This window comes from Streptomyces sp. NPDC004732, assembly GCF_040609235.1.
Classification (GTDB): domain Bacteria; phylum Actinomycetota; class Actinomycetes; order Streptomycetales; family Streptomycetaceae; genus Streptomyces.
The window spans coordinates 202,688-223,412 of record NZ_JBEXJR010000005.1; the positions used below are offsets into that span (position 1 = coordinate 202,688).

The 20,725-nt window shown below is 68.4% G+C and carries 22 protein-coding genes; 16 read left to right on the forward strand and 6 right to left on the reverse strand.

Annotated elements, in window-relative coordinates:
* Window positions 1-17 precede the first annotated feature (17 nt).
* The 12 genes from glyA to ABZV77_RS16495 all read left to right on the forward strand — a co-directional run bounded on the left by glyA (window position 18) and on the right by ABZV77_RS16495 (window position 11,437).
* Complete coding sequence (gene glyA, locus ABZV77_RS16440; protein ID WP_356256482.1) at window positions 18-1,277, forward strand: serine hydroxymethyltransferase; 1,260 nt, start codon at window positions 18-20, stop codon at window positions 1,275-1,277.
* 130 nt (window positions 1,278-1,407) lie between these two features.
* On the forward strand, window positions 1,408-2,748 hold the full coding sequence (locus ABZV77_RS16445) for an MraY family glycosyltransferase (RefSeq protein WP_356256485.1): 1,341 nt from the start codon (window positions 1,408-1,410) through the stop codon (window positions 2,746-2,748).
* Between the two features lie 261 nt (window positions 2,749-3,009).
* A complete protein-coding gene (locus ABZV77_RS16450) occupies window positions 3,010-3,459 on the forward strand; it encodes a hypothetical protein (RefSeq protein WP_356256488.1) in 450 nt (149 codons plus the stop codon).
* A 276-nt stretch (window positions 3,460-3,735) separates the two neighbouring features.
* The gene (gene atpB / locus ABZV77_RS16455; RefSeq protein ID WP_150221139.1) at window positions 3,736-4,506 is read left to right on the forward strand and encodes a F0F1 ATP synthase subunit A; all 771 of its coding nucleotides are present in this window, start codon (window positions 3,736-3,738) and stop codon (window positions 4,504-4,506) included.
* Window positions 4,507-4,579: 73 nt separating this feature from the next.
* Window positions 4,580-4,825: an ATP synthase F0 subunit C gene (gene atpE, locus ABZV77_RS16460; protein ID WP_016643250.1), complete on the forward strand. Its 246-nt coding sequence runs from the start codon at window positions 4,580-4,582 to the stop codon at window positions 4,823-4,825.
* 41 nt (window positions 4,826-4,866) lie between these two features.
* Window positions 4,867-5,430 carry a F0F1 ATP synthase subunit B gene (locus ABZV77_RS16465; protein ID WP_356256492.1) on the forward strand — a complete coding sequence of 188 codons (564 nt, stop codon included), beginning with the start codon at window positions 4,867-4,869 and terminating at the stop codon, window positions 5,428-5,430.
* On the forward strand, window positions 5,427-6,251 hold the full coding sequence (locus tag ABZV77_RS16470) for a F0F1 ATP synthase subunit delta (protein ID WP_356256495.1): 825 nt from the start codon (window positions 5,427-5,429) through the stop codon (window positions 6,249-6,251). The genes ABZV77_RS16465 and ABZV77_RS16470 overlap by 4 nt, the downstream gene beginning before the upstream one ends.
* A 114-nt stretch (window positions 6,252-6,365) precedes the next feature.
* Entirely contained in the window at window positions 6,366-7,955 is a 1,590-nt protein-coding gene (atpA, locus tag ABZV77_RS16475) for a F0F1 ATP synthase subunit alpha (RefSeq protein ID WP_356256498.1), read from the forward strand.
* A gap of 21 nt (window positions 7,956-7,976) precedes the next feature.
* On the forward strand, window positions 7,977-8,894 hold the full coding sequence (locus tag ABZV77_RS16480; RefSeq protein WP_356256501.1) for a F0F1 ATP synthase subunit gamma: 918 nt from the start codon (window positions 7,977-7,979) through the stop codon (window positions 8,892-8,894).
* Window positions 8,894-10,336, forward strand: coding sequence for a F0F1 ATP synthase subunit beta (gene atpD, locus ABZV77_RS16485; protein ID WP_356256504.1), 1,443 nt, complete (start codon window positions 8,894-8,896; stop codon window positions 10,334-10,336). The genes ABZV77_RS16480 and atpD overlap by 1 nt, the downstream gene beginning before the upstream one ends.
* 132 nt (window positions 10,337-10,468) lie before the next feature.
* Complete coding sequence (locus ABZV77_RS16490) at window positions 10,469-10,843, forward strand: F0F1 ATP synthase subunit epsilon (protein ID WP_356256507.1); 375 nt, start codon at window positions 10,469-10,471, stop codon at window positions 10,841-10,843.
* A gap of 144 nt (window positions 10,844-10,987) precedes the next feature.
* Window positions 10,988-11,437, forward strand: a complete 450-nt coding sequence (locus tag ABZV77_RS16495; protein ID WP_055564401.1) for a DUF2550 domain-containing protein — start codon at window positions 10,988-10,990, stop codon at window positions 11,435-11,437.
* 75 nt (window positions 11,438-11,512) lie between these two features.
* On the opposite strand, the gene ABZV77_RS16500 is transcribed toward ABZV77_RS16495, so the two are convergent.
* The 3 genes from ABZV77_RS16500 to ABZV77_RS16510 all read right to left on the reverse strand — a co-directional run bounded on the left by ABZV77_RS16500 (window position 11,513) and on the right by ABZV77_RS16510 (window position 15,399).
* A complete protein-coding gene (locus tag ABZV77_RS16500; protein WP_356256510.1) occupies window positions 11,513-13,327 on the reverse strand; it encodes a glycoside hydrolase family 18 chitinase in 1,815 nt (604 codons plus the stop codon).
* Window positions 13,328-13,561: 234 nt separating this feature from the next.
* Window positions 13,562-14,212 (reverse strand): response regulator transcription factor, encoded by a 651-nt coding sequence (locus ABZV77_RS16505; protein WP_356256513.1) that lies wholly within the window; start codon window positions 14,210-14,212, stop codon window positions 13,562-13,564.
* The gene (locus ABZV77_RS16510) at window positions 14,209-15,399 is read right to left on the reverse strand and encodes a histidine kinase (RefSeq protein ID WP_356256516.1); all 1,191 of its coding nucleotides are present in this window, start codon (window positions 15,397-15,399) and stop codon (window positions 14,209-14,211) included. The genes ABZV77_RS16505 and ABZV77_RS16510 overlap by 4 nt, the downstream gene beginning before the upstream one ends.
* Window positions 15,400-15,614: 215 nt before the next feature.
* Between ABZV77_RS16510 and ABZV77_RS16515 the strand changes: the two genes are divergently transcribed.
* Window positions 15,615-16,154 (forward strand): hypothetical protein, encoded by a 540-nt coding sequence (locus ABZV77_RS16515; protein ID WP_356256519.1) that lies wholly within the window; start codon window positions 15,615-15,617, stop codon window positions 16,152-16,154.
* Between the two features lie 4 nt (window positions 16,155-16,158).
* On the opposite strand, the gene ABZV77_RS16520 is transcribed toward ABZV77_RS16515, so the two are convergent.
* Genes ABZV77_RS16520 through ABZV77_RS16530 form a run of 3 tightly spaced genes read right to left on the reverse strand, consistent with a single transcriptional unit; the run spans window position 16,159 to window position 18,316 of the window.
* On the reverse strand, window positions 16,159-16,731 hold the full coding sequence (locus ABZV77_RS16520) for a cob(I)yrinic acid a,c-diamide adenosyltransferase (RefSeq protein WP_356256522.1): 573 nt from the start codon (window positions 16,729-16,731) through the stop codon (window positions 16,159-16,161).
* Window positions 16,732-16,744: 13 nt separating this feature from the next.
* Window positions 16,745-17,500 carry an ABC transporter permease gene (locus ABZV77_RS16525; protein WP_356256525.1) on the reverse strand — a complete coding sequence of 252 codons (756 nt, stop codon included), beginning with the start codon at window positions 17,498-17,500 and terminating at the stop codon, window positions 16,745-16,747.
* Window positions 17,501-17,524: 24 nt separating this feature from the next.
* Window positions 17,525-18,316, reverse strand: coding sequence for an ATP-binding cassette domain-containing protein (locus ABZV77_RS16530; protein ID WP_356256528.1), 792 nt, complete (start codon window positions 18,314-18,316; stop codon window positions 17,525-17,527).
* Between the two features lie 90 nt (window positions 18,317-18,406).
* Between ABZV77_RS16530 and ABZV77_RS16535 the strand changes: the two genes are divergently transcribed.
* From ABZV77_RS16535 to ABZV77_RS16545, 3 genes are all read left to right on the forward strand, one after another.
* Window positions 18,407-19,048 carry a TetR/AcrR family transcriptional regulator gene (locus ABZV77_RS16535; RefSeq protein WP_356256531.1) on the forward strand — a complete coding sequence of 214 codons (642 nt, stop codon included), beginning with the start codon at window positions 18,407-18,409 and terminating at the stop codon, window positions 19,046-19,048.
* Window positions 19,049-19,195: 147 nt separating this feature from the next.
* Window positions 19,196-20,044, forward strand: a complete 849-nt coding sequence (locus tag ABZV77_RS16540) for a 3-hydroxyacyl-CoA dehydrogenase family protein (RefSeq protein ID WP_356256534.1) — start codon at window positions 19,196-19,198, stop codon at window positions 20,042-20,044.
* Window positions 20,045-20,240: 196 nt separating this feature from the next.
* Window positions 20,241-20,564: an STAS domain-containing protein gene (locus ABZV77_RS16545; protein WP_030792181.1), complete on the forward strand. Its 324-nt coding sequence runs from the start codon at window positions 20,241-20,243 to the stop codon at window positions 20,562-20,564.
* The last annotated feature ends 161 nt before the right edge of the window (window positions 20,565-20,725 follow it).

The following is a 20,725-nucleotide window of genomic DNA, read 5'->3' on the forward strand; positions in this document are numbered from 1 at the left end:
AGGCCCCGGAGCCCACGATGTCGCTCAGCACGGTCAGCACCGTACGCACCGCACCCACCTCCTTCACGGACCTCGACGGGCTGCGCAGGCAGGACCCCGAGCTGGCCGAGGTCCTCATCGCGGAGGTCGCCCGGCAGAGTGACGCGCTCCAGCTGATCGCCGCCGAGAACTTCACCTCGCCCGCCGTCCTCACCGCGCTCGGCTCGCCGCTCGCCAACAAGTACGCGGAGGGCTATCCCGGCGCCCGTCACCACGGCGGCTGCGAGCTCGTCGACATCGCCGAGCGGATCGCCGTCGACCGCGCCAAGGCCCTGTTCGGCGCCGAGCACGCCAACGTACAGGCGCACTCCGGTTCCTCCGCCGTGCTCGCCGCGTACGCCGCGCTGCTGCGCCCCGGCGACACGGTCCTTGCGATGGGCCTGCCGTACGGCGGACACCTCACGCACGGCTCGCCCGCGAACTTCTCCGGCCGGTGGTTCGACTTCGTCGGGTACGGGGTGGACCCCGAGAGCGGCCTCATCGACTACGACCAGGTGCACGCCCTGGCCCGCACGCACCGGCCCAAGGCCATCGTGTGCGGCTCGATCTCCTACCCCCGGCACATCGACTACGCGGCCTTCCGCGAGATCGCCGACGACGTGGGCGCCCATCTCATCGCCGATGCCGCGCACCCCATGGGCCTGGTCGCCGGGGGAGCGGCGCCGAACCCCGTGCCGCACGCCGACGTCGTCTGCGCGACCACGCACAAGGTCCTGCGCGGCCCGCGGGGCGGCCTCCTGCTGTGCGGGGCGGACCTGGCGGAGAGGATCGACCGGGCGGTCTTCCCGTTCACGCAGGGCGGCGCCCAGATGCACACGATCGCCGCCAAGGCCGTGGCGTTCGGCGAGGCGGCCACTCCGGCGTTCACGGGGTACGCCCATCAGGTGGTCCACAACGCACGCATCCTGGCCGAGGCGCTGGCCGCGGGCGGGTTCGCGATCACGACCGGCGGTACGGACACCCATCTGGTTCTGGCCGATCCCACCCCCCTGGGAGTGGAGGCACACACCGCCCGCGGCAGGCTCGCCGCGTCCGGGATCTTCCTCGACACCTGCGCCCTGCCGCACGGCGAGCCCCGCGGCCTGAGGCTGGGAACCGCCGCCGTCACGACCCAGGGCATGGGCGACGCGGAGCTGGTCCGCATCGCGGGCCTGCTGGTCGAAGCGGTGCGGGAGGACTCGAACGTACGAGAAGAGGTACGTGATCTGGTGGCAGCATTTCCGCCGTATCCGGCCTAGCCAGGAGCAGCCGGGTCAGGGGCCCCCGGAGACTCGTGCAACCATCGTCGCTACCCGGAAGTCCCCAACCGTATGCGCGCAAAGCTAGGGTGTGGGGCTGAGATGGCCAGCGAAACCTGTGGGGAAGCCCGTGCGTGAATACCTGCTGACGCTCTGCATCACGGCCGCGGTGACCTACCTGCTGACCGGCCCGGTGCGGAAGTTCGCGATCGTGGCCGGCGCCATGCCGGAGATCCGCGCCCGCGACGTCCACAGGGAACCCACCCCCCGGCTCGGGGGCATCGCGATGTTCTTCGGGCTGTGCGCGGGCCTGCTGGTCGCCGATCACCTGCCGAACTTGAACGCGGTCTTCGAGAACTCCAACGAGCCGCGTGCGCTGCTCTCCGGCGCGGCGCTGATCTGGCTGATCGGCGTGCTGGACGACAAGTTCGAGATCGACGCGCTGATCAAGCTCGGCGGTCAGATGATCGCCGCGGGCGTCATGGTCATGCAGGGTCTGACGATCCTGTGGATCCCGGTCCCCGGCGTCGGCACGGTCTCGCTCACGTCCGGCCAGGGCACCCTGCTCACCGTCGCGCTGGTCGTCATCACGATCAACGCCGTGAACTTCGTGGACGGCCTCGACGGCCTCGCCGCGGGCATGGTGTGCATCGCGTCGGCGGCATCCTTCATGTACGCCTACCGGATCTGGTACGGCTACGGCATCGAGGCCGCGGCCCCCGCCACGCTCTTCGCCGCCATCCTCATGGGCATGTGCCTCGGCTTCCTGCCGCACAACATGCACCCCGCCCGGATCTTCATGGGCGACTCCGGCTCGATGCTCATCGGGCTCGTCCTCGCGGCGGGCGCGATCTCCGTCACCGGACAGGTCGACCCGGCCGCGATGAAGCTGAACTTCGGCACGGGACGCGACGCGACCCACGCGATGCTGCCGGTCTTCATCCCGCTCCTGATGCCGCTGACGATCATCGCGATCCCCTTCGCGGACCTGGTGCTCGCGATCGTCCGGCGCACCTGGAACGGCAAGTCGCCGTTTGCCGCGGACCGCGGCCACCTCCACCACCGGCTCCTGGAGATCGGCCACTCGCACAGCCGCGCGGTGCTGATCATGTACTTCTGGTCGGGGCTCATCGCCTTCGGCACCGTCGCGTACTCGGTGCACTCGACGAGCATGTGGATCCTGCTGCTGATCGTCGCGCTCAGCGCGCTGGGGCTCGTGCTGCTCCTGCTGCCGCGCTTCACACCGCGCACGCCACGGTGGGCCGAGGCCTTCGTGCCGCCGCGCTACCGCCGTCGCCGTGCGGCCGCCGGACTGGCGGCCCAGGAAGCGATGCATGGGGCGCATGAGGACGGGCAGGCGCCCGACGGCTCGGAGGAGAAGACTCCGGTCCCGGCGGGCGTCAACGGAGCGACCGCGATCGGCGCCCGTTCGCGCTTCCAGGAACGGCGTGAAGCCGGTTCATCACGTTGACGCGTGACCCGAAATCGCTTCATTACCAGACAAACTGACGCTCCGGATGCACAGACGCGCGGATTACTTCTCATGTGTGACAGTCGGCACACCTAGCAGGTAAAGACCTCATCAAATAGTTTGTGATACGGTTCACGAGATCCCGGGGTAGAGCCGAAGGACCGTAGTGCGACGGTCCATTGGCCCGAGGGACCCCCTCGGCCCGGGTCTACGCTCGTCCATGACGACACCCTGCCCCCATCAGTAAGCGGAGCTGCCGCCATGCCGTCTCAAGACGCCCGAAATCTCCTTCAGACCGCCGTGCCCACGGCTGCCGTCGGCGTGATCGTCGCCGCCGTCAGTGGTGTTGTTGCCGGTGGCAAGGGAGCGATCGGCGCCGTCGTCGGCACCGTGGTCGTCATTGCCTTCATGGGGCTCGGTCTGTTCGTCCTGCAGAAGACGGCGAAATCCCTTCCGCAGCTGTTTCAGGCAATGGGCATGATGTTGTACGTCGCCCAACTCCTGCTGCTTCTGGTCTTCATGGGTCTGTTCAAGGACACCACGCTCTTCAATCCGAGGGCCTTCGCGGCCGCGCTCGTCGCGGCGACCATCGTGTGGATGGCCGCACAGGCGCGTGCACACATGAAGGCGAAGATCCTTTACGTCGAACCCGACTCCGAAAGCGACTCCTCGAAGAAGGACAAGCCGGAGAAGTCGGGGTCGTCGACGTGAAGGGTAGGGGCGGGATAAATGGCCGTTCGAGATGCTGCTATCGTCCGGTGCCAACTGCGGCACTGCGGGCGCGGGCATCTGAGCTGACGCCTGCACAATCGCGAGGCTCGATGCCTGAATGCCGCTCACACTTCCGAAACACCAGTCCGGTGCCGACCCGCGGCCGCGCGCCGCGCCGACACGACAACGAGGTTGCCGTACCTATGCGTCACGCCGAAGGAGCCCGCGGTGAGTGCTGACCAAACTGAGCTCGCCTTTGACTGGAGCTGTCGGATCATGTCCGACAACGGCTGTGGCTTCCCGGCTCCGGGCCTGCACTCGTTCCTTTTCAAGCCGATGTTCACCGTCGGCGGGTTCGAGTTCAACAAGGTCATGCTGCTCGCCCTGATGACCACGCTCGTCGTCGTCACCTTCTTCTACGTGGCGTTCGGCAAGGCCAAGTTGGTCCCGGGCAAGCTGCAGATGATGGGCGAGGCCGGCTACGACTTCGTACGCCGCGGGATCGTCTACGAGACGATGGGCAAGAAGGACGGCGAGAAGTACGTCCCGCTCATGGTGTCGCTGTTCTTCTTCATCTGGATCATGAACATCTGGTCCGTGATCCCACTGACCCAGTTCCCGGTCTCGTCGATCATCGCCTACCCGGCGGTGCTCGCGGCGGTCGTCTACCTGGTCTGGGTTCCGCTCACCTTCAAGAAGCACGGCTTCGTGGGCGGCTGGAAGAACATCACCGGGTTCGACAACTCGCTCGGCCCGATCAAGTGGCTCGTGTCGTTCATCGAGTTCTTCTCGAACCTGCTGGTGCGCCCGTTCACGCACGCCGTGCGACTCTTCGCCAACATGTTCGCCGGTCACCTGATGCTGGTGATGTTCACCGTCGCCTCCTGGTACCTGCTGAACAGCTGGATGATCCCGGCCGCCGGTGTCTCCTTCGTGATGACCATGGCGATGATCCTCTTCGAGCTTTTCGTGCAGGCCGTCCAGGCGTACGTCTTCGTACTCCTTGCCTGCTCGTACATCCAGGGCGCTCTGGCCGAGCACCACTGATCGCCCTCCTGCAATCCCCTAAGCGCCCGGTGGCCAACCCCCACCGGTCCATGAAAGAGAAGGAAGTAACGGCATGTCCGCGACTCTCGAGCTCGCCGCCCTCCAGGGTGACATCAAGGCCCTCGGCTCCATCGGCTACGGCCTCGCGGCCATCGGCCCCGGCATCGGTGTCGGCATTGTCTTCGGTAAGGGCACCGAGGCTCTCGCCCGTCAGCCCGAAGCTGCCGGCCTGATCCGTGCCAACCAGATCCTCGGTTTCGCCTTCTGTGAGGCGCTCGCCCTCATCGGCATCGTCATGCCGTTCGTCTACGGCTCCTGATCGCCCGAGACGATTAGTCCCGTTCGACGAAAGGCAATGATGTGATCGCCAACCTGGTACAGCAGGCGGCCGAGCACGCGGAGGAGCAGAACCCGCTCATTCCGCCCGGCCCCGAGCTGCTCGTCGGCGCCATCGCCTTCGCCATCGTCTTCTTCTTCTTCTGGAAGAAGCTCCTCCCGAACATCAACAAGGTTCTGGAAGAGCGCCGGGAGGCGATCGAAGGCGGTATCGAGAAGGCCGAGGCCGCTCAGACCGAGGCCCAGAGCGTTCTTGAGCAGTACAAGGCTCAGCTCGCCGAGGCCCGGCACGAGGCCGCGCGTCTGCGCCAGGAGGCGCAGGAGCAGGGCGCCACTCTCATCGCCGAGATGCGGGCCGAGGGCCAGCGTCAGCGCGAGGAGATCATCGCCGCAGGCCACACGCAGATCGAGGCCGACCGCAAGGCCGCCGCGCAGTCGCTGCGTCAGGACGTGGGCCAGCTGGCCACCGACCTGGCGGGCAAGCTCGTCGGTGAGTCCCTTGAGGACCACGCGAGGCAGAGCCGCACGATCGACCGCTTCCTCGACGGCCTCGATGAAGCCGCAGCGAAGGCCGAGGCTGCTCGATGACAGCGCACGGAGCTAGCCGCGAGGCCCTGGCCGCCGCGCGCGAGCGCCTCGACGCGCTGACGGACAGCACCTCGGTCGACGCGAAGCAGCTCGCTGACGAGCTGGCCGCGGTCACCGCGCTGTTCGGCCGTGAGGTCTCGCTGCGTCGGGTCCTGACCGACCCGGCGCAGTCCGGCGAGGCCAAGGCCGAGCTCGCGGGCCGCCTCCTCGCCGGACAGGTGGGCGGCGTGACCGCCGACCTGGTGGCCGGCATGGTGCGCTCGCGCTGGTCGCAGTCGCGTGACCTGGTGGACGCCCTTGAGGAGCTCGCCAACCTCGCCGATGTGACCGGTGCGCAGAAGGCCGGCGCCCTGGACAACGTCGAGGACGAGCTCTTCCGGTTCGGCCGGATCGTCTCGTCGAGCACCGAGCTGCGAGCCGCGCTGACCGACCGCGCCGCGACCGGCACGGCCAAGAGCGAGCTGCTGCGCAGCCTGCTCGGTGGTCGCGCCGACGACGTCACGGAGCGTCTCGTCGAGCGCCTCGTGACCGCGCCGCGTGGACGTAGCCTGGAAGACGGACTCGAGTCCCTCTCCAAGCTGGCCGCGGACCGCCGTAACCGGATGGTCGCCGTCGTCACTTCCGCCGTTCCGCTCTCGGACCGGCAGAAGCAGCGTCTCGGCGATGCCCTGGCCAAGGTGTACGGACGCCCGATGCACCTGAACCTCGACGTGGACCCCGAGGTCCTCGGCGGGATCACGGTCCAGGTGGGCGACGAGGTCATCAACGGCTCCATCGCGGACCGCATCGAGGAAGCCGGCCGCCGCGTGGCCGGCCAGTAAAAGCAACAAAGCACGACCTACGGCCCTAGTTGGGCCGTGCAGAGGATTCCTGGGGGATTTACCCCAGACCCCCAAGAAAACTTTCGGGCCCAACAAGGAGAGCAGGGAACCCAGATGGCGGAGCTCACGATCCGGCCGGAGGAGATCCGGGACGCGCTGGAGAACTTCGTCCAGGCGTACAAGCCGGACGCGGCCTCGCGCGAGGAGGTCGGTACGGTCACCCTTGCCGGCGACGGCATCGCGAAGGTCGAGGGCCTGCCCTCGGCCATGGCCAACGAGCTGCTGAAGTTCGAGGACGGGACCCTCGGTCTCGCGCTGAACCTGGAAGAGCGCGAGATCGGTTCGATCGTCCTCGGCGAGTTCAGCGGCATCGAAGAGGGCCAGTCGGTCACCCGTACCGGCGAGGTCCTGTCGGTCGCGGTGGGCGAGGGCTACCTCGGCCGCGTCGTCGACCCGCTCGGCAACGCGATCGACGGCCTCGGCGAGATCGAGACCAGCGGTCGCCGCGCCCTTGAGCTGCAGGCCCCCACGGTCATGCAGCGCAAGTCGGTGCACGAGCCGATGGAGACCGGCTACAAGGCCGTCGACGCGATGACCCCGATCGGCCGTGGCCAGCGTCAGCTGATCATCGGTGACCGTCAGACCGGCAAGACCGCCCTGGCCGTCGACACGATCATCAACCAGCGCGACAACTGGCGCTCGGGCGACGTGAACAAGCAGGTGCGCTGCATCTACGTCGCCGTCGGTCAGAAGGGCTCCACCATCGCCTCCGTGCGCGGTGCCCTCGAAGAGGCCGGCGCGCTGGAGTACACGACCATCGTCGCCGCCCCGGCGTCCGACCCGGCCGGCTTCAAGTACCTGGCGCCGTACACCGGTTCGGCCATCGGCCAGCAGTGGATGTACGAGGGCAAGCACGTCCTCATCATCTTCGACGACCTCTCGAAGCAGGCCGACGCCTACCGCGCCGTGTCCCTGCTGCTCCGCCGCCCGCCGGGGCGCGAGGCCTACCCGGGTGACGTCTTCTACCTGCACTCGCGTCTGCTCGAGCGCTGCGCGAAGCTCTCGGACGAGCTGGGCAAGGGCTCGATGACCGGTCTGCCGATCGTCGAGACCAAGGCGAACGACGTGTCGGCGTTCATTCCGACCAACGTCATCTCCATCACCGACGGCCAGTGCTTCCTGGAGTCGGACCTCTTCAACGCCGGTCAGCGCCCCGCGCTGAACGTCGGTATCTCCGTCTCCCGAGTCGGTGGTTCCGCGCAGCACAAGGCGATGAAGCAGGTCTCCGGCCGCCTCCGCGTGGACCTCGCCCAGTTCCGTGAGCTGGAGGCGTTCGCCGCCTTCGGTTCCGACCTGGACGCCGCGTCGAAGGCGCAGCTCGAGCGCGGCCAGCGCATGGTCGAACTGCTCAAGCAGCCGCAGTACGAGCCGATGGCGACCGAGAACCAGGTCGTGTCCGTGTGGGCCGGTACCACCGGTCGCATGGACGAGGTGCCGGTCAACGACATCCGCCGCTTCGAGCGTGAGCTCCTCTCGTACCTGCACCAGAGCGAGAAGGGCCTCATGACCTCCATCAAGGAGGGCGGCAAGATGTCCGACGACACCCTGCAGGCCATCGGCGACGCGATCGCGGCGTTCAAGAAGCAGTTCCAGACCTCGGACGGGAAGCTTCTCGGCGAGGACGCCCCCGCCGCTGCCAAGTGACGTAAGGAAGGGACCTGACTCATGGGAGCCCAGCTCCGGGTCTACAAGCGTCGCATCCGATCCGTCACCGCGACCAAGAAGATCACCAAGGCGATGGAGATGATCGCCGCCTCGCGTGTCGTCAAGGCACAGCGCAAGGTGGCGGCCTCCACGCCGTACGCGACCGAGCTCACCCGCGCGGTCACGGCGGTCGGCACTGGCTCGAACACGAAGCACCCGCTGACGACCGAGGCGGAGACGGCGACCCGTTCCGCGGTACTGCTCCTCACGAGCGACCGCGGACTGGCCGGCGCCTTCAACTCCAACGCCATCAAGGCCGCGGAGCAGCTCACCGAGCGCCTTGAGGCAGCGGGCAAGGAGGTCGACACGTTCATCGTCGGCCGCCGTGGTCTTGCCCACTACAACTTCCGCGAGCGCAAGGTCGTGGAATCGTGGTCGGGCTTCACCGACGAGCCTTCGTACGCGGATGCCAAGAACGTCGCGGTGCCGCTGATCGAGGCCATCGAGAAGGAGACGGCGGAGGGCGGCGTGGACGAGATCCACATCGTCTACACCGAGTTCGTCTCGATGATGACGCAGACGGCCGTCGACAGCCGACTGCTGCCGCTCAGCCTCGAAGAGGTCGCGGAGGAGTCGCCCACCAAGGGCGAGATCCTTCCGCTCTACGACTTCGAGCCGTCGGCGGAGGACGTCCTCGACGCCCTGCTGCCGCGGTACGTCGAGAGCCGTATCTACAACGCGATGCTCCAGTCGGCTGCTTCCAAGCACGCCGCCACGCGCCGCGCGATGAAGTCGGCGACCGACAACGCCGGGGATCTGATCAACAGCCTCTCCCGGCTTGCCAACGCGGCCCGCCAGGCCGAAATCACCCAGGAAATCAGCGAGATCGTCGGCGGCACAGCAGCCCTGGCCGACGCGACCGCGGGGAGTGACAAGTAATGACGACCACTGTTGAGACGGCCGTTGCCACGGGCCGCGTCGCCCGGGTCATCGGCCCGGTCGTCGACGTGGAGTTCCCCGTCGACGCGATGCCGGAGATCTACAACGCCCTGCACGTCCAGGTCGACGACCCGTCGTCCGAGGGCGAGAAGAAGACGCTGACCCTCGAGGTCGCCCAGCACCTGGGTGACGGCGTGGTCCGCGCGATCTCGATGCAGCCCACCGACGGCCTGGTCCGCCAGGCCCCGGTCACCGACACCGGCAAGGGCATCTCGGTGCCGGTCGGCGACGTGACCAAGGGCCGTGTGTTCAACACCCTCGGTGAGGTGCTGAACGACGACCCGTCCACGGTCGCCGAGGCCGAGCGCTGGACGATCCACCGCAAGGCTCCGGCCTTCGACCAGCTCGAGTCCAAGACCGAGATGTTCGAGACCGGCCTGAAGGTCGTCGACCTTCTCACCCCGTACGTCAAGGGTGGAAAGATCGGTCTGTTCGGTGGTGCCGGTGTCGGCAAGACCGTGCTGATCCAGGAAATGATCGTCCGTGTGGCCAAGCTGCACGACGGTGTCTCCGTCTTCGCCGGTGTCGGCGAGCGCACCCGTGAGGGCAACGACCTCATGGTCGAGATGGAGGAAGCCGGCGTTCTGGACAAGACCGCGCTGGTGTTCGGCCAGATGGACGAGCCGCCGGGCACGCGTCTGCGCGTCGCCCTGGCCGGTCTGACCATGGCGGAGTACTTCCGCGATGTGCAGAAGCAGGACGTGCTGTTCTTCATCGACAACATCTTCCGCTTCACGCAGGCCGGTTCCGAGGTCTCGACCCTGCTCGGCCGCATGCCGTCCGCGGTGGGTTACCAGCCGAACCTGGCCGACGAGATGGGTCTCCTCCAGGAGCGCATCACGTCGACCCGTGGTCACTCGATCACCTCGATGCAGGCGATCTACGTCCCCGCGGACGACCTGACCGACCCGGCCCCGGCCACCACGTTCGCCCACCTCGACGCGACGACGGTGCTTTCCCGTCCGATCTCGGAGAAGGGCATCTACCCGGCCGTGGACCCGCTGGACTCCACGTCCCGCATCCTGGACCCGCGCTACATCGCGCAGGACCACTACGACGCCGCCATGCGCGTCAAGACGATCCTGCAGAAGTACAAGGACCTCCAGGACATCATCGCGATCCTCGGTATCGACGAGCTCAGCGAAGAGGACAAGCTCGTCGTCGCCCGTGCCCGTCGCGTGGAGCGCTTCCTGTCGCAGAACACCCACGCCGCCAAGCAGTTCACCGGTGTGGACGGCTCGGACGTGTCCCTCGAGGAGTCGATCGCGGCCTTCAACGCGATCTGCGACGGCGAGTACGACCACTTCCCCGAGCAGGCCTTCTTCATGTGTGGTGGTCTCGAGGACCTCAAGAAGAACGCCAAGGAGCTCGGCGTCTCCTGAGCTCGCCAGCTCGATGCGGAGAGGGGCGGGGACACCCCGCACAGGGGCCGTGTCCCGCCCCTCTTCGTACGCCCACTAGAATTTGACCCAACACCCGGCTGAACCGCCGGGTGGTGACCCGAGGAGCCACCCTTGGCTGCTGAGCTGCATGTCGAGCTGGTCGCAGCGGACCGCAGTGTCTGGTCCGGTGAGGCCACCCTGGTCGTCGCACGCACCACGTCCGGCGACATCGGCGTCATGCCCGGTCACCAGCCGCTTCTCGGTGTGCTGGAATCGGGCCCGGTGACCATTCGTACGAGTGACGGCGGCACGGTCGTGTCCGCTGTCCACGGAGGATTCATCTCCTTCGCGGACGACAAGCTGTCGCTGCTGGCCGAGATCGCGGAGCTGTCCGAAGAGATCGACGTCCAGCGTGCGGAGCGGGCGCTGGAGCGCGCGAAGTCGGAGGCCGACGCCTCCGCCGAGCGTCGCGCCGACGTCCGACTGCGTGCGGTGGCGACGCGCTGACCCCAGCGCGCGGCGTAACGTGACTCAGCCGCGGCCAGGTCCGGGAACATTCCGGACCGGGTCGCGGCTGAGGCAATGCGGGTGCAATGTATTGGTCCGTTGTCGGCCCTTCGGCCGACGGTAGAGGCGAGGAGGTCGGTGCCGATGATCCTCACTCTGCTCGTGTGCGGACTTGCTTTGATCGTGCTGGTGTTGGTGGGGCTCTTCGTCTTCGGCCTGCGGCGCCGACTGATCCAGCGCTCCGGCGGCACCTTCGACTGCAGCCTGCGGTGGGACGCCCCGGAGAAGGGCGACACCTCGGGCAAAGGCTGGGGGTACGGGGTCGCCCGCTACAACGGTGACCGCGTCGAGTGGTTCCGTGTCTTCTCCTACGCTCCCCGGCCGCGCCGGGTTCTCGAGCGCTCCGCCATCGAGGTCGTGGACCGTCGCGCCCCGGACGGCGAGGAGGAGCTCGCCCTGCTCTCCGACGCCATCGTCCTCGGCTGTCAGCACCGCGGCACCCGGCTCGAACTGGCGATGAGCGAGGACGCGCTCACGGGTTTCCTGGCCTGGCTGGAGGCGGCGCCTCCCGGCCAGCGGGTGAATGTGGCCTAGCCGCGGAACGCGAGAAGCCGGGAAGACAAGGGGCGATCTTGTCTTCCCGGCTTCGTCCTAGGGGGACGGCGCGTCTTACTTCAGACCGTCATTGATGGCAGACACCAGCTCACCGTTGGCCGTGTCACCGCTGAACTCCCAGAAGAACGCACCGCCGAGCTTCTGGTCCTTGACCCACGCCATCTTGGAGCGGACGGTGGACGGCGTGTCGTAGGACCACCAGTTCGTGCCGCAGTGGGCATAGGCCGTACCGGCTATGGTGCCGTTGGACGGGCAGGAGTTCTTGAGGACCTTGTAGTCCTCGATCCCCGCCTCGTACGCGCCGGGCGCCGCGCCGGTGGCCGTGCCGCCCGGCTCCTTCTGGGTGACGCCCGTCCAGCCGCGGCCGTAGAAGCCGATGCCGAGCAGGAGCTTGGCGGAGGGCACGCCCTTGGCCTTGAGCTTGGCGATGGCGGCCGCGGAGTTGAAGCCGTCCTTCGGGATGCCGGGGTAGGACGTGAGCGGCGAGTGCGGGGCCGTCGGTCCCTTGGCGTCCCACGCGCCGAAGAAGTCGTACGTCATCACGTTGTACCAGTCGGCGTACTGCGAGGCGCCGCCGTAGTCCGCGGCGTCGATCTTGCCGCCGTCCGAGCCGTCGGCGGTGATCGCGGCCGTGACGAGGTTCTTGGAGCCGAACTCGTTGCGGAACGCCTGCATCATGTTCTTGAAGACGGCCGGGCCCGAGGTGTCACAGGACAGACCGCAGGCGTTCGGGTACTCCCAGTCCAGGTCGATGCCGTCGAAGATGTCGGCCCAGCGCGGGTCCTCGACCAGGTCGTGGCAGGACTTGGCGAAGGCCGCCGGGTTCTTCATGGCGTCGGTGAAGCCGCCGGACCAGGTCCAGCCGCCGAAGGACCAGAGGATCTTGACGTTCGGGTACTTGGCCTTGAGCTTGCGCAGCTGGTTGAAGTTGCCGCGCAGGGGCTGGTCCCAGGTGTCGGCGACGCCGTCGACGCTCTGGTCGGCGGTGTAGGCCTTGTCGGTCGCCGCGTAGGCGTCGCCCATGGTGCACTTGCCGCCCTGGACGTTTCCGAAGCTGTAGTTGATGTGCGTGATCTTGTCGGCCGAGCCGGAGGTCGCGATGTTCTTCGCGTGGTAGTTGCGCTGGTAGACGCCCCACTCGGTGAAGTAGCCGAGCTTGACCTTGTCACCGGGGCCGGGGCCCGGGTCGCCGCTGCCCGTGGTGCGGACCTTGACGGCGCCGCTTGCGGGTCCCGTCTGGTCGGCGGTGTCGCGGGCCTGGACGCTGTAGGAGTAGTCGGTGGCCTTGGTCAGGCCGGTGTCGGAGTACGAGGTGCCGGTGACCGTCGCGACCTTGGCGCCGTCGCGCAGGACGTCGTAGTTCTTGACGCCCTTGTCGTCGGTGGCGGCCTTCCAGTCGAGCTTCACCGAGGTGTCGGTGATGCCGGAGGCCGTCGGGGTGCCGGGGGCGCTCGGCGGGTTGTCGCCGGGGACGCTGCCGCCGTCACAACTGCCGCCGTTCAGCGTGCACTTGGAGGGCGCGCCGGGGCCGGTGCCGTTGAACCCGAAGGAGACCGAGGCGCCGGGGGCGAGCGTCCCGTTCCAGCCGAGGTTCTTGGCGGTCCAGCGGGCTCCGGAGTTGGTGACGGTGGCGTCCCAGGCCGAGGTCACCTTGGTGTCGGAGGGGAAGTCCCACTGGACGTTCCACGAGCTGAGCGTGGTGGTTCCGGTGTTCTTGATCGTCCACTTGCCCTCGAAGCCGTTGCCCCAGTCCTGGGTCTTGGCGTACGTGGCGGTGGCTTCGGGGGCGGCCTCGGGGGCCGCGTCGGCGGGGCCGCCGAGGGCGACCAGGGTGGCGAGCGGGAGCAGCAGGGTCGTCACTCCCGCCACGGCTTTGTGTCTGAGTCTGAGTCTCGGGCGTGTGCTGTTCGTAGTGAAGCGCACGAGTGCTCCTCGGGTGAGTTCCGGGGGTCTTAGGGGCTTGGACCCTGCGCCGCCCGTGAGCACGTGGACACGTGGGGGAGTGCTCACCGCAGTGCGGTGAGAATAGAAAGGTCTGGACCATCGGTCAAGAGGTCTGAACCAGTGGCTGGATCGCGCCGGTCCGGCGGCCCGGATTCCGGTTCAGACGCCCAACTCCTGGGCGAGGACGGCCGCTTGCACCCGGCTGCGCAGCTCCAGCTTGCCCAGCATCCTGCTGACGTGCGTCTTCACCGTCGCCTCCGCCATGGAGAGACGGGCCGCGATCTCCGCGTTCGAGAGCCCTTCGCCGATGCAGGAGAGGACCTCGCGCTCACGGCGCGTGAGGCAGTCCAGGATCGCGGGGTCCGGCGCGTTCTCACCGCGTACGGGCTTCGCGGGGGCGGCGAACTCGGCGATCAGACGGCGGGTGACGGCCGGTGCGATCAGGCCCTCGCCGCGGGCGACCGTGCGGACGCCTTCGAGGAGGTCCTTCGCCTCGGTGTTCTTCAGGAGGAACCCGGACGCGCCCGCCCGCAGCGCCCCGAACACGTACTCGTCGAGGTCGAAGGTGGTCAGGACCAGGACGTCCGCGAGTCCCTCGGCGACGACCTGCCGGGTCGCCGACACCCCGTCCAGGCGCGGCATCTGTACGTCCATCAGGACCAGGTCGGGGCGCAGCTCGCGGGCGAGCGCGACGGCCTCCTCGCCGTCCGCCGCCTCGCCGACGACCTCGATGTCGGGCGCGCTGCGCAGGATCAGCACGAGTCCCGCGCGCACGGCTGACTGGTCTTCGGCGACTAGCACCCGGATCATTCCTTGGCTCCTTCGTCCGCGGGGTCGACGGGCAGGGTCGAGAAGACGTTCCAGACCTTGCCGTCAGGGCTGCTCTCGGGGCCCGATTCGAAGGTGCCGCCGAGCAGTTCGGTGCGCTCGCGCATGCCGACGAGTCCGGCGCCGGAGCCGGGGGCGCGTGGCCCGGAGGGGTCCCCGTACGGGCTGGTCACACGGACGGTGAGGGCGCGCGGTTGCTGTGCGAGGGCGACGGTGACGCGGCCGGGCGAGGCGTGCTTGAGCGCGTTCGTCAGGGACTCCTGCACGATGCGGTACGCCGCGAGGCCCACCGGCGCGGGCAGCTTCGGCCCGTCCGTGGGGCGGGCGTCGTCGAGCGTGACGTCGAGGCCGTTGGTGCGGGCGCCCTCGACGAGGGCGGCCAGGCCGTCCAGGGTGGGCGCGGCCGTGGGTTCCAGGTCGCCGGAGTGGTCGCGCAGGATGCCGATGAGGCGGCGCATCTCGGCCAGCCCCTCGACGCTGTTCTCCCGGATGACGGCGAGCGCGTCCTTGCTGGTCTGCGGGTCGTCCAGGGAGAGCGCGGCCGTCGAGTGGATGGCGATCGCCGAGAGGTGGTTGGCGACCATGTCGTGCAGCTCCCTGGCCATCCTGGCGCGCTCGGCGCCGACGGCCTGGACCCGGTCCATCTCGGCGAGCAGCGCGGTCTGCTCGGCCCGCAGCTTCGCCGCCTCCGCGGCCTCGCGGTGGTTGCGCACGAGGACGCCGGTGGTGGCGGGGCCGAAGGAGATCACTCCGGCGAGGACGCCGATGAGGATGGCCTCGGGCTTCTGGAACCAGGCCAGGAAGCCGATGGTGATCGCCACCGTGATCAGGCCCGTGGTCACCGGGATGCGGCGGGCGGCGGCCGGTGTGCCGTACACGACGGCGGCGTACACGATGTCCGTGAACATCATGATCGAGGCGAGGTTGCCGTTCGTGAACTGGTCGGCGACCAGCGCGAGCGTGGCGCCGCACAGCGCGAACTGCGGGGCCGAGCGGCGCAGCAGCGACAGGCACGAGAGGACGCACAGCGGGATCAGCGCCCAGGCGCTGCTCAGCGGCCGGTCCGTCTGTGCGTGCAGTCCGAGCGCCCACAGCGCGAGACCGCTGAGCAGGCTGACCGAGGCGATGCCGACATCGACGCGGTGCGGACGGGCGAGGGACAGGACCATGCCCCCATCCAACACGGTGGACCGGGCCCCCTGCCTGGTCCTGGGGGAGGAGTCGGACCGGTGCCGACTACATCGAACTGGGTACCGCGCCCGCAGGTGACACGGCCTCTACATCGAAGGATGCAGTCCCACTTCGTCACTGGCGACGATGATCACCGGCCGTCGGAACGCGAGCCTTGAAAGGTGACACGGGAAGCGAACGTGAGGAGAGCACCGTGATCGTCGCACTGATCATCATCTGCGAGGTCGGCTTCTGGGTGCTGCTGGCCGCCGGGCTCGCCCTGCGCTACTGGGCGAAGAAGCCGCGTGCGAGCGTTGCCGTGCTGCTGTGCGAGCCGCTGCTTGAGGTCCTGCTGTTCGTCGTCACGGCGATCGACCTGAAGAACGGCGCCGAGCCGGACTGGAAGCACGGCCTGGCCGCCGTCTACATCGGCTACTCGATCGCCCTCGGCCACTACACGGTCAAGTGGGTCGACGTGCGCGTCGCCCACCGCTTCGCGGGCGGCCCCGCCCCCTCGACGCCGAAGTACGGCGCCGCCCGCGCCGTCCACGAGTGGAAGCTCGCCGCCCGCTGGATCCTCGCCGCGCTGATCGCCATGGCGCTGCTGCAGGGCGCGGTCTGGTACGTGGGCGGGGACGGCGAGGTCGACTCGCTGCGGATGTGGCAGCAGCGGATGCTGTGGCTGATCGGGATCAACGTCATCATCGCCGGGGGGTACACGCTCTTCCCGAAGAAGGCGCCCGCCCGGGTGTGACGCCCTAGCGCTCGCCTCCGGGCACCCACAGCACGTCTCCGACCGCCTTGTTCGCCGTACGGGCGAGGATGAACAGGAGGTCGGAGAGGCGGTTGAGGTACGTCGCGGTGAGCGTGTTCATCACGTCACCGTGGACCTCGAAGGCCGCCCACGTAGACCGCTCGGCCCGCCGCACCACCGTGCACGCCTGGTGCAGGAGCGCCGCGCCGGGCGTCCCGCCCGGCAGGATGAAGCTGCGGAGCTTCTCCAGGTCCTCCAGGAAGCGGTCGCAGTCCTCCTCCAGCTTGTCGATGTAGGACTGCTCGACGCGGAGCGGCGGGTACTTCGGGTCCTCGACGACCGGCGTGGACAGGTCGGCGCCCACGTCGAAGAGGTCGTTCTGGACCCGCACGAGGACCTTGACCACGTCCGCGTCGAGCTGTCCGAGCGCGATCGCCGTGCCGATGGCCGCGTTGGCCTCGTTGGCGTCGGCGTACGCCGAGATACGCAGATCGGTCTTGGCGGTGCGGCTCATGTCCCCGAGGGCCGTCGTCCCCTGGTCGCCGGTCCTGGTGTAGATGCGCGTCAGATTGACCATGCGGCCAGCCTAGTTACGCTCCGGCCTTCTTGAAGACACGTGTGCCCACCGTCACGGAGAGCAGGACGAAGGCGAGCGCCATCAGGACGCCGTACAGCATGGTCGTGGTCGCGTACTCACCCACGTATCCGGCCCGCACCGCGTCGACGAGGTAGCGGAACGGCATGAAGTGGGAGAGGACGTCCAGCCAGGCCGGGGCGAGGGCCATCGGCAGCATCAGGCCGGAGAGCAGCATCGAGGGCATGCTCACCGCGTTCACGACGGGGCCGAACTCGTGCGGCTTGTCGACCTTCATGGCCAGCGCGTACGAGAGGGAGGCGAGCCCCGCGGTCAGGAGCCCCACGAACGCGAAGCCGATGAGAACGCCGCCGAGCGGTGCCCTGAGCCCCATCGCCAGCGCGGCGAGCACGAGCAGCACCGCCTGGAAGACGAAGAGCGCGCCGTCGCGCAGGACCCGGCCGAGGAGCAGCGCGAGACGGCTCACGGGCGTCACCCGCATCCGCTCCACCACGCCGAACTGCTTCTCGATGATGAGCGCGAAGCCGCTGAACGTGGCGCCGAACAGGCCGAGTTGGAGCAGCAGCCCCGGCACGAGCACCTGCCACGAGTCGCCCCGTGAGCCGAGCGGCAGATCGGTGAGCAGCGGGCCGAAGAAGAGGAGGTAGAGCAGCGGGGTGAGGACGCCGAAGAGGATCTGGAACTTGGAGCGCAGGGTCTGCCGGGCGTACCGCCCGAAGATCAGCGCGGTGTCGGAGAGCAGTGCAGGCATGGCGGGGGTCCCGGGTGGTGAGGGTCAGACGGCGACGGGGGCGGTGTCCGTGGTGGATTTGGACGCGATGTCCCGCCCGGTGATGGCGAGGAAGGTGTCCTGGAGGGTGGCGTCGATCGAGCCGCCGTACTGGAGCTTGAGGGCGCTCGGTGTGCCCTCGGCGACGATGACGCCCTTGTCGACGACGACCAGGCGGTCGGAGAGTGCGTCGGCCTCGTCGAGGTAGTGCGTGGTGAGGAAGACGGTCGTGCCGTGCTCGTCGCGCAGCTTGCGCACCAGCTGCCACAGGTCGGCCCGGCTGCCCGGGTCGAGTCCGGTGGTCGGCTCGTCGAGGAAGAGCACCGCGGGCCGGTGGGTGAGCCCCAGAGCGATGTCGAGCCGCCTGCGCTGGCCGCCGGAGAGGGCCGCGCAGGGCCGCTCCATCAGCTCGGTCAGGCCGAGGTCGCGCGCCAGCTCCTCCGCGCGGTCCGCCGCCTGAGTCTTCGTCAGGCGGTAGAGGCGGCCCTGGGTGATCAGTTCCTCGCGTACGGAGATGCTCAGGTCGACGCCGCCGGACTGGGCGACGTAGCCGATCTTCTCGCGGACGCCCGCGGGGTCCTTCACGAGGTCGCAGCCCGCGACGGTGGCGGCGCCGCCGGTGGGCGGGAGCAGCGTGGTCAGCATGCGCAGGGTGGTGGTCTTGCCCGCGCCGTTCGGCCCGAGGAAGCCGAGGATCTCGCCGGGTTCGACGCGCAGGTCGATGCCGCGCACGGCCTCGACCGGGCCGCCCTTGGCCTGGAAGGTCCGGGCGAGCCCGGAGGTGCTGATGATTGCCATGGCGACCACAAAAACAGAGTCACTTAAATTTTGCAACGTCACCAAAAATCATAGAGACCCCAAAATTTCAGAGACTCTAGGATGGGAGGCATGAGTGAGGGCCTGAGGGAGCGCAAGAAGCGGCAGACCAAGCAGCGGATCTCGGACATCGCGACCGGGCTCTTCCTGGAGCACGGCTTCGTCACCGTGACCATCGCCGAGATCGCGGAGGCCTCGGACGTCTCGGTCAACACGGTCTACAACTACTTCCCGGCCAAGGAGGACCTCTTCCTCGACCGGGGCGACGACATCATCGACCGCCTCTCCCGGTACGTGCGGGGCCGCCGCGACGGGGAGTCCGCCGCCGAGGCCGTCCTGCGCGAGCTGGGCGCCGACGTGGAGGGCGTCTCACCGGCCGTCGGGCTCTTCCCCGGCTGGGCGGACTTCATGAAGGTCATCACCGAGGCGCACACCCTGCGCTCCCGCCTCTGGGCGATCCAGCAGGAAGCCCTCGACCGGCTCACCGCGACCCTCGCCGAGGAGACCCGGGCCGCGCCGGACGACCCGCTGCCCGGCCTGGTCGCGGGCCAGCTCTCCTGGGTCCACAGCACCCTCATGGCGTGGATCGGCGACGAGATGTCCAAGTGCCGCGAGCCCGCCGAGGTCTCCCGCGAAGCCCTCGCGCTGCTGGACGAGATGGAGGGCCTGCTGAGCGAGAAGGTCCTCAACTACGCGCCGCGCGCCGCCGAATGACGCGTACCAGTGTGATGTCCGTCATCTGAGACGTGACGCGCATCTCTTCGCGGACACAGGCGCGCTCACGACCGCTAACGTGCGCCGAAGAGGCATACGTAAACAGCGTGTAAGCCAAGCGTGATAAGCGGTAGGGGAGTCGGAACAGTGGCACGGAAGCTCGCCGTCATCGGAGCCGGACTCATGGGGTCCGGCATCGCTCAGGTCTCCGCCCAGGCGGGCTGGGACGTCGTCCTGCGCGACGTCACCGACGCGGCACTGACCCGCGGCACCGACGGGATCAAGGCGTCGTACGACAAGTTCGTGAGCAAGGGCAAGCTCGCGGCCGAGGACGCCGAGGCCGCGCTCGGGCGCATCACGACCACCACCGACCTGGACGCCGTCGCCGACGCGGACATCGTCGTCGAGGCCGTCTTCGAGAAGCTCGAGGTCAAGCACGAGATCTTCCGCACGCTCGACAAGATCGTGCGCGACGACGCCGTGCTCGCCTCCAACACCTCCGCCATCCCGATCACCAAGATCGCGGCCGTGACGGAGCGTCCGGAGCGCGTCGTCGGTGCCCACTTCTTCTCGCCCGTCCCGATGATGCAGCTCTGCGAGCTGGTGCGCGGCTACAAGACCAGCGACGACACCCTCGCCCGCACCCGTGAGTTCGCCGAGTCCGTCGGCAAGACCTGCATCGTCGTCAACCGCGACGTGGCCGGCTTCGTGACGACCCGTCTGATCTCCGCACTCGTCGTCGAGGCCGCGAAGCTCTACGAGTCGGGCGTCGCCACCGCCGAGGACATCGACATCGCCTGCAAGCTCGGCTTCGGGCACGCCATGGGGCCGCTCGCGACCGCCGACCTCACCGGCGTCGACATCCTGCTGCACGCCACCGGAAACATCTACACGGAGTCCCAGGACGAGAAGTTCGCGCCGCCGGAGCTGATGCGCCGGATGGTTGACGCGGGTGACATCGGGCGCAAGAGCGGGCAGGGGTTCTACAAGCACTGAACCAGCACTGACGTACGCCGTCTGACGCCCCGTTGGACGCTTCGGCGCCCCGCGGGTCACCCCTCGGAGTGAATTCGGTATCGGTTCGCTTACAGACGGCAACTTCCTCGCCCACGCGGCAGTCAGTTGCAGTGACATACGCAGACGCCTTACGTATCGGGCGTCACAGCAGACACAGCACTCTCGGGGAGCGCATATGCACATCAGGGGCGACCAGGCCCAGCTGGTCGTCGGGGGACGCCTCGACGTACGCAGCGCGGCGGACGCCCGCACGGTCCTGCACTCGGCCGTCGACGACGGCGCCGGCGACCTGGTGCTCGACCTGTCCGAACTCGACTCGTGGGACGCCACGGGACTCGGCGTCATCATGGGCGCCCACCGCCGGGCCGGCCGGTGCGGTCGCAGACTCGTCCTGCGCCACGTGCCGCCGCAGATGCAGCGCCTCCTCGTGGCGACCCGGCTCCACCGGATCCTCGCCATCGAGGGCGGCATCGGAGTCGAATCGCTTCCCAGAGCCTGAACCCGCACCTCACGCACAATCCTCACGAACCTGTGACGTCTCGGACGGGGCGGTACCCCGCCCTCCCGTAGATACTGAGCAAAGGTCTAGGGTTCGGTCGCCCACCGATATACGGACCCGCACGGGGGCACCGGACCAGAAGCGACAGCGCAGTGTGCACG

Bases quoted from the DNA above. Each gene is read 5' to 3' on its own strand.
- ABZV77_RS16505 (WP_356256513.1), bottom strand. From the start codon at position 14,212: ATGATCCGGGTGCTAGTCGCCGAAGACCAGTCAGCCGTGCGCGCGGGA.
- atpE (WP_016643250.1), top strand. From the start codon at position 4,580: ATGTCCGCGACTCTCGAGCTCGCCGCCCTCCAGGGTGACATCAAGGCC.
- atpD (WP_356256504.1), top strand. From the start codon at position 8,894: ATGACGACCACTGTTGAGACGGCCGTTGCCACGGGCCGCGTCGCCCGG.
- glyA (WP_356256482.1), top strand. From the start codon at position 18: ATGTCGCTCAGCACGGTCAGCACCGTACGCACCGCACCCACCTCCTTC.
- ABZV77_RS16470 (WP_356256495.1), top strand. From the start codon at position 5,427: ATGACAGCGCACGGAGCTAGCCGCGAGGCCCTGGCCGCCGCGCGCGAG.
- atpA (WP_356256498.1), top strand. From the start codon at position 6,366: ATGGCGGAGCTCACGATCCGGCCGGAGGAGATCCGGGACGCGCTGGAG.
- atpB (WP_150221139.1), top strand. From the start codon at position 3,736: ATGTCCGACAACGGCTGTGGCTTCCCGGCTCCGGGCCTGCACTCGTTC.
- ABZV77_RS16495 (WP_055564401.1), top strand. From the start codon at position 10,988: ATGATCCTCACTCTGCTCGTGTGCGGACTTGCTTTGATCGTGCTGGTG.
- ABZV77_RS16545 (WP_030792181.1), top strand. From the start codon at position 20,241: ATGCACATCAGGGGCGACCAGGCCCAGCTGGTCGTCGGGGGACGCCTC.
- ABZV77_RS16480 (WP_356256501.1), top strand. From the start codon at position 7,977: ATGGGAGCCCAGCTCCGGGTCTACAAGCGTCGCATCCGATCCGTCACC.
- ABZV77_RS16510 (WP_356256516.1), bottom strand. From the start codon at position 15,399: ATGGTCCTGTCCCTCGCCCGTCCGCACCGCGTCGATGTCGGCATCGCC.
- ABZV77_RS16520 (WP_356256522.1), bottom strand. From the start codon at position 16,731: ATGGTCAATCTGACGCGCATCTACACCAGGACCGGCGACCAGGGGACG.
- ABZV77_RS16530 (WP_356256528.1), bottom strand. From the start codon at position 18,316: ATGGCAATCATCAGCACCTCCGGGCTCGCCCGGACCTTCCAGGCCAAG.
- ABZV77_RS16525 (WP_356256525.1), bottom strand. From the start codon at position 17,500: ATGCCTGCACTGCTCTCCGACACCGCGCTGATCTTCGGGCGGTACGCC.
- ABZV77_RS16450 (WP_356256488.1), top strand. From the start codon at position 3,010: ATGCCGTCTCAAGACGCCCGAAATCTCCTTCAGACCGCCGTGCCCACG.
- ABZV77_RS16535 (WP_356256531.1), top strand. From the start codon at position 18,407: ATGAGTGAGGGCCTGAGGGAGCGCAAGAAGCGGCAGACCAAGCAGCGG.